The organism is Kiritimatiellia bacterium (genome assembly GCA_028715905.1).
GTDB lineage: Bacteria > Verrucomicrobiota > Kiritimatiellia > JAAZAB01 > JAAZAB01 > JAQUQV01.
The window spans coordinates 1-6,206 of record JAQUQV010000089.1 but is presented as its reverse complement, the minus strand read 5'-3'; the positions used below and the strand labels follow the sequence as shown (position 1 = coordinate 6,206).

Here is a 6,206-nt window from a genome sequence, read left to right as displayed (position 1 = left end):
GCCCCATAGCGGCCGGGGGGCGGGTAGACGGCAATCCAAAAATAGTGCAAAAACCGTAAATCGCAGTATCAAGAAAGGAGTTGCCTGATGGCACTCATTAAGTTTGGTGGCGGCATTGCCGCCATTCGCGGCTCGATCGGTGGCGTAACGTACGCCAGGAACCGTTATGGATCGTACATGCGTCAGAGGACTAAGCCGGTTGACCCGGCCTCTGCGTATCAGCTTGATGTCCGCTCCAACCTCTCGGCGCTGGTTGAGCGCTGGTCCACTGTTCTCACGCAGTCTCAGCGTGATGCGTGGAACAACTTCGCACAGCAAGTGTCTTGGATCAACGCTTTGGGCGAGTCGATCCAGCTCACCGGCTTCAACATGTTCTGCCGTTCGAACACAGCGATTTTGCAGGCGGACGGCTCGATCGTTGATGACGGTCCCACAGAGCTTGTGCTCCCGGCCGCCGATCCGGCGTTCGTACCGACGATCTCCGCGGCGGCTCAAGAAATCAGCGTGGCTTTTGATAACACGCTTGATTGGGCGAAAGAAGTCGGCGGGTACATGACTCTCAAAATGACGCGGCCCGTCGGTCCCGGCCGCGAATACCTCAAGGGCCCCATGCGTTACGCGGGCTCGATCGCTGGTGCGGCCGTGGCTCCAACCTCACCCCAGACTGTCTCGGTCCCCTTCGCGGTTGCGGAGGGCCAAAAAGTCCTCGTGGAGGCTCGCATTATCAGGCTTGACGGGAGACTATCGGCCCCCTTTTGTGGTGCCGTATCAGTTGGGGCCTGACCTTCCGGCGCCGGTCGGAGTATACCACAATGTGCCAGGGGCCCCGTCTTATGCGGCCTTGCGTTTTGCACAGCCGATGGATACCGGTATAGCACCGCCTGCTGAATCGGTCGTTTTATACCACTCCGACGGTTTCACTATTCCGGGCGTTTTTCGTTATTGGTTTTCTTCGACCGAGTACCGGCTCGATTTTGACGGTCAGCCGTTTTATCTCTCGCCGTGGCGTATAGACTACACTCCCATTGCACCGTGCTTTCGTACCGCCGGTGGCAGTGATTATGCTTTTGGAATGTCTATTCCCCTGACGGCGGAGTAACGGACCCCTGCGGACCTATCAGCCGTCGCAGCCGTTATTGGTTGCGGCGGCTGTTTTTCCCTCCGTGGTGGCGGTATTAGGTGATCGCGGGTCTACTATTAGTATTTTTTATTGGACATTCCCGCAATTTTCGCCGATATTGTTATCATCGGATGCAGGATAGGGCTCCGGTGGGGACCGACCCGAGCGGCATCCGTGAGAGATGAGGTTTAGCAGGGGCCGTGGATGTGGCAGTCCCGGCCCCAATTTTTCACCATGACATGTCTTCTTTGGCCGGCGTTAATCTGTAAAAATGACCTCATTTCTCCGTAATGCGGTAAACCCCTTGCTAAGCCAGTTATGCTAAACCATTGTCAAAACCCGATTCTTGCCGGTCCTGCCGAGGTTTTTTCTCCTCAACTTGATACCAAAGAAACAACTGTACAGTCTGACGACCTACCCACGTATCGCGATTTTTTGATCTCCGGAAACCGACGGACCATCGATTTGACGCGGTCTCTGTACGTCGATCACGACCATCTATGCGGGACCAACCTTACCCAGTCTTATGATGCGTGTCGCACTTTTGCGTGGTTTGTACAGCATAAAAAGACCGGGCATGTCCGTGTAGCCAGTGCACGGTGTAACTTGCGATGGTGTCCTCTTTGCATCCGCACAAAGCGGACACTGTTAGTTAATTCGTCCGGCGCGTGGATTAAATCGCTGGATCGACCTAAGTTCTTGACATTTACTCTCAAGCATTTTTCGGGACCTCTTGACGGTCAGATTGACGGGCTCTATAAGGCCTTCCGGGAGCTCCGGCGTCAGCCCTTTATCCGCAGGCACCTTCGTGGCGGGATCTGGTTTTTTCAGATCACCAAAAGCAAGTCCGACGGCTGTTGGCATCCTCATTTACATGTGCTCGCGGACTGTGGTTATATCGACAAATTCAAACTATCATCCGCCTGGCGAACCGCCAGCCACGGGAGCCGAATCGTTGACATACGCCAGGTGCGTGACGCGAAGAAGGCGGCCGATTATGTAGCCCGTTACGCATCGGCGCCTTGTCGTTTGGATGATTTTTCTCGGGCGGATGCTCTTGAGATTATGACGGCCCTCAAAGGCCGCCGCATCGTCGGGGCATGGGGAACGGCGAAGGGTGTTCAGTTGTCCCCCCGCCGTTCGGATGACGCGGACGACTGGATCCGGATTGATTTTTTCTCGGTCGTGCATCGTAATGCCCCTTATGATCTTGTTTCCCGGCGCGTGCTCACAGCGTGGCAGGAGGATGAACCTATGGAGATCATTGTCACAGAGCCGCCGCCGGAGCCCCCCCCCTTGCCGCCTATTGAATTAGTGGCGGAGCAGTACATACAAGGTTGGTTAGATTTTTATAAGTAATACACTGTTTAAGGAGGCCATTTATGCAGCATGATATTACAGTCAGTCAATTTTTCTTTTCGCTGATTCGATCGGGCAAGCTCCGATTTTTGCCCCATCGGACCCATCCGGGCTTACGTGAGTCCGATCGTCTTTGTCTGCAGGAGTATGATCAGATCGAACGCCGTTACACGGGGCGTGAGGCGTTTTGCCATGTTGATTATATCCTGTTCGGCGGTCAGTATGGGATTGAGCCCGGGTGGATGATGTTATGCGTATCGTTTCAGTACGATCATTTCGAAATCACTCGGAAAGGAGCAGTTTATGAGCACTCAGGATGCAAACCATGAACATCGTAAACCGGATGAAACGTTTCGTGCGGGAAAAATTTCTGCAAAGATTTGGGTTAAAGCAAAGCCGTCCGACCACGGCGGGACCTATCCCGAATTTTCGATCAAAATTGTCAAATCCTTTAACGACGGGCAGGATTGGCGGGAAACCTGCTACTACTTTCCGGATGAACTGCCATCCCTGCGATATGTCGTCGAGCGAGCGTTTTCGTACTGTATCGATGTCTCGAATGCCTGGGATCGCGGAGGCGAATTCTCAAGCTGATTTCCGGGCCGCATGCGGCCCGGAATGTTGCAGCGATTGTCTCTTCTTTTTGGAGCAGTGGTCAATTGACTACTATCCCGAACAAGTGTTCGGCCGCTGTCTGCTGTTGCCCGAGGCCCTCATCGTCTCAGGCATGGTTTGTAACTATTACGTTAATGTGCTGGATTTCTAACTCATTTTTTTTAAGGAGGTTTTTTATGGTTAATTCTATCAAACACGTTTGCTTGGCTTGCGGTCGTGATTATTTTGTAGATGGTCGCCATCGGTCCCGGCCGCTGTTTTGTTCGCGGGCTTGCCAGAATAATTATCGCCAGCCTCGCGCGAGAGTAACTCGTCCCCGAACCCGGCGCCGGGCGAAAACGAAGGGCGTCGATCAACCGCAGCTCGTTTAGCACTTCCTGACCGGCCGTTCGGCCTGTCTGACTCTTGTTTCGGGTCGCCCTTACGGGCGGCCCTTCTTTTTTTCCCTTGTAAATCCCCGCTCCTTCAGTGCCGGCCGCCCGCCGATCGTAGATCCTGGGCGCTCCTGGAGCGCGTTTTTTCTGGCACATCTCCGATTTTTTCGTATGATGCTTATTATGGGTAATGTGATCGATCCTATGGTATACGGTGCGGATTGTGCGTACGTTCTTACGCCGTCGGGCCCTTTTGACTCCGGCAAGGTGCCCAAGTATATGCACGTTGACGTCTCCGGCGTCACCGCCCGCGATCCCGCCTCTTTGCCGTATCCGATGAGCTGGATCAATAAGCATTTTGGTTTGGTTCAGGACCGTTACGGCTGGGGGGCGGTTTGCCTTTGGTCCTATGATCTCAGTCCGTATTATGGTTGTTATCTGCACGCCGATTCTCCGCCGTTCTGGCTGTTGGAGGTTTATTTTTACGGCTGGACGTTCCCATGTTTTCGCGGCCGTTCTACTAACTGGTTGGATCTGACATTGTCGAATGAATTAACATTTGCGGCCGGGTACGATTTTCAGGGCGGTACCGCTCAGATTGGGTTTGGCCTATGAGCGATTTTGGTGCAGATCCCGATTTCAACCAGATTGAGGCGGTGACCCTCACGCGTGATTATTCTATGGTTGATCCTGCGGAGGTTTTGGGAGATCAATTCACGATATCTTCACATTCCAAAGTTCTCAAACTCTGTGACGGTTCTGGTAACATTCAAGTTAAAATCAAATATGATCCGTCAGCTCTGATCGTTTAACCGTCTTTCACTTTTTTTGAAATTCGAGCCATCATCCCCAATCACACGCACATTATAAACGCCCAGCACACGCCCAGCACACGCCCAGCACACGCCCAGCACACGCCAATAGCCAGCTTATTCCGCCTTCGCCGAAAATTAGATGTTCCCCTCGTATCGTTGATTTTTATTTTTTTTTCTTAAAAAATTTTTTTTGAATTTTTTATTTTTTAACTTTTTCATTTTTTATTTTTTTACTTTTTTTTGTTTTTTTCCCCCCTCCGCCTCCGCCACGTACGCCAGGCACGGCGCATCCGCACCGCGAGCCGCCCCCCGCCATAGCGGGTTGCGACTCGCTGCCCCTGCTGGCCGCCCCCCAGGCACAGCGCATCCGCACCGCGAGCCGCCCCCCGCCATAGCGGGTTGCGGCTCGCTGCCCCTGCTGGTCGCCCCCCGGCCGTAGCCTGCCGGCGGCCGGGCCCGGTCGCCTATGGAGCGTGCACGGAGGCCCGGTCGCGGCTCCGGCGGCTGGACTCGCTGTCGGCGTCTGTTCGGTTCGTTCGCTTCGCGTCGCTAAACGGGGGGGGCGTCGCCCCCGGCCCCGGCGTCGTAGCCGCAGCTCGCCGCGGCCGGGGGTCTTTGGCCCCCCCCGAACCCCCCGCCGCCCGGTCGCGTGCGGGCGTTTTCTTGTTCGCTGGCTCCCCCGTCGTTCCGGGCGGTGGCGGCCGCCGAAGCGGCGGCCGCTCGGGGGCGGCCGCCCCCGAGCCCCTGCTGTTTCGGCCGCCGGAGCGGCGGCCGATCGGGGCTCACGCCGCCCCGATCCCTGCTGATGAGGACTCGAAGACTCGGCACTAATTTATTTTAGCGGGCCGCCCAGGCGTCTGATTCTGTGTTCAGTAGCCGGATTCAGCCGCCTGACCAGCCCGCTAAAAGGAATCGGAATACGGCAAAAAGCAAAGGAAAGCTGGTTTCTGCCGTGGTTTCCCCCCCTTCAAACTTCCCCCCCTTCCGAGGCCACTTCCTCTAAGGATGGGGGTGAAATCCACTTGAAGGGGGGGAAACCCCTCAAAGACACCAGCCGCGCCGATTCACCCCGGCCCCCTCGGCACGTCCTTTGCTGATTTTTGCCGCTGGTTATTTACGCGCCCCCCCCGCTTTCGCGGGGGGGGCTTTGACCCGTCCCCCCTACCCCCCGGCTCGTCGGGGGGTAAATAATTCGGTCAGGCTTCGCCTGTGCTGTTTTAACGGGGCTTTCCCCCCGTCCCCCCCGTCTATCGTAGCCGGGGGGGAAGCCCTGCCCAGCGGCCGCACAGCGGCCGCCGTGCCCCTTCTGACAGCCCGCTCATCCGGCGCCAGCCGCGCCAGTTCCCGCCGATCCTTGTCGCCTTCCCCCTCGTTGTTCCCGTGTATCTCTTAATTTTTTTTATTGACAGTCCATAAGACCCCCTTTATCCTGTTTACCGGCTTGCAAGCTGTAACGAAAAATTTTTTTAGTAGGTGAATCATGGAAAAGTTACTTTTGATCTTCCGCGTCATCCGCCTGGTGCTTTGGGTTCTGGATCGAAACAACAACGGATGCCCGGACTTCCTCGAGCGTGACATCACTGATCTTTCGGCCGCCGCCGCCCGTCCAGCGGATTCCGCTTGACAGAGCTGCAGCGAGAGGCCGCTTTGGCGGCGGTCCTCTGCTTTTTTTTCTTCGCTTATTTTTGCTTTGTCGCGACTGCCCGCATCGAAAGCCCCATAGCGGCCGGGGGGCGGGTAGACGGCAATCCAAAAATAGTGCAAAAACCGTAAATCGCAGTATCAAGAAAGGAGTTTCCTGATGGCACTCATTAAGTTTGGTGGCGGCATTGCCGCCATTCGCGGCTCGATCGGTGGCGTAACGTACGCCAGGAACCGTTATGGATCGTACATGCGTCAGAGGACTAAGCCGGTTGACCCGGC

At 55.7% G+C, this 6,206-nt stretch carries 9 protein-coding genes; 8 read left to right on the top strand and 1 reads right to left on the bottom strand.

Features of this window, described 5'->3' with window-relative positions:
• The first annotated feature begins 87 nt into the window (after positions 1-87).
• The 7 genes from PHP98_11315 to PHP98_11285 all read left to right on the top strand — a co-directional run bounded on the left by PHP98_11315 (position 88) and on the right by PHP98_11285 (position 4,280).
• Positions 88-783, top strand: a complete 696-nt coding sequence (locus tag PHP98_11315; protein ID MDD5484218.1) for a hypothetical protein — start codon at positions 88-90, stop codon at positions 781-783.
• A gap of 76 nt (positions 784-859) precedes the next feature.
• The gene (locus PHP98_11310; GenBank protein MDD5484217.1) at positions 860-1,099 is read left to right on the top strand and encodes a hypothetical protein; all 240 of its coding nucleotides are present in this window, start codon (positions 860-862) and stop codon (positions 1,097-1,099) included.
• Between the two features lie 339 nt (positions 1,100-1,438).
• Entirely contained in the window at positions 1,439-2,479 is a 1,041-nt protein-coding gene (locus PHP98_11305; GenBank protein MDD5484216.1) for a protein rep, read from the top strand.
• Between the two features lie 23 nt (positions 2,480-2,502).
• Positions 2,503-2,808 carry a DUF3850 domain-containing protein gene (locus tag PHP98_11300; protein ID MDD5484215.1) on the top strand — a complete coding sequence of 102 codons (306 nt, stop codon included), beginning with the start codon at positions 2,503-2,505 and terminating at the stop codon, positions 2,806-2,808.
• Entirely contained in the window at positions 2,805-3,245 is a 441-nt protein-coding gene (locus PHP98_11295) for a hypothetical protein (protein MDD5484214.1), read from the top strand. The genes PHP98_11300 and PHP98_11295 overlap by 4 nt, the downstream gene beginning before the upstream one ends.
• 406 nt (positions 3,246-3,651) lie before the next feature.
• Positions 3,652-4,083, top strand: a complete 432-nt coding sequence (locus tag PHP98_11290; GenBank protein MDD5484213.1) for a hypothetical protein — start codon at positions 3,652-3,654, stop codon at positions 4,081-4,083.
• Positions 4,080-4,280, top strand: coding sequence for a hypothetical protein (locus PHP98_11285; GenBank protein ID MDD5484212.1), 201 nt, complete (start codon positions 4,080-4,082; stop codon positions 4,278-4,280). The genes PHP98_11290 and PHP98_11285 overlap by 4 nt, the downstream gene beginning before the upstream one ends.
• Positions 4,281-4,832: 552 nt before the next feature.
• Here the strand turns inward: PHP98_11285 and PHP98_11280 are convergent.
• Entirely contained in the window at positions 4,833-5,069 is a 237-nt protein-coding gene (locus PHP98_11280) for a hypothetical protein (GenBank protein MDD5484211.1), read from the bottom strand.
• A 694-nt stretch (positions 5,070-5,763) separates the two neighbouring features.
• Between PHP98_11280 and PHP98_11275 the strand changes: the two genes are divergently transcribed.
• Positions 5,764-5,907, top strand: a complete 144-nt coding sequence (locus PHP98_11275) for a hypothetical protein (GenBank protein ID MDD5484210.1) — start codon at positions 5,764-5,766, stop codon at positions 5,905-5,907.
• Positions 5,908-6,206 lie beyond the last annotated feature (299 nt).

Coding starts and splice junctions, on each gene's coding strand:
- PHP98_11315 (MDD5484218.1), top strand. CDS start 88: ATGGCACTCATTAAGTTTGGTGGCGGCATTGCCGCCATTCGCGGCTCG.
- PHP98_11310 (MDD5484217.1), top strand. CDS start 860: ATGGATACCGGTATAGCACCGCCTGCTGAATCGGTCGTTTTATACCAC.
- PHP98_11305 (MDD5484216.1), top strand. CDS start 1,439: ATGCTAAACCATTGTCAAAACCCGATTCTTGCCGGTCCTGCCGAGGTT.
- PHP98_11300 (MDD5484215.1), top strand. CDS start 2,503: ATGCAGCATGATATTACAGTCAGTCAATTTTTCTTTTCGCTGATTCGA.
- PHP98_11295 (MDD5484214.1), top strand. CDS start 2,805: ATGAACATCGTAAACCGGATGAAACGTTTCGTGCGGGAAAAATTTCTG.
- PHP98_11290 (MDD5484213.1), top strand. CDS start 3,652: ATGGGTAATGTGATCGATCCTATGGTATACGGTGCGGATTGTGCGTAC.
- PHP98_11285 (MDD5484212.1), top strand. CDS start 4,080: ATGAGCGATTTTGGTGCAGATCCCGATTTCAACCAGATTGAGGCGGTG.
- PHP98_11275 (MDD5484210.1), top strand. CDS start 5,764: ATGGAAAAGTTACTTTTGATCTTCCGCGTCATCCGCCTGGTGCTTTGG.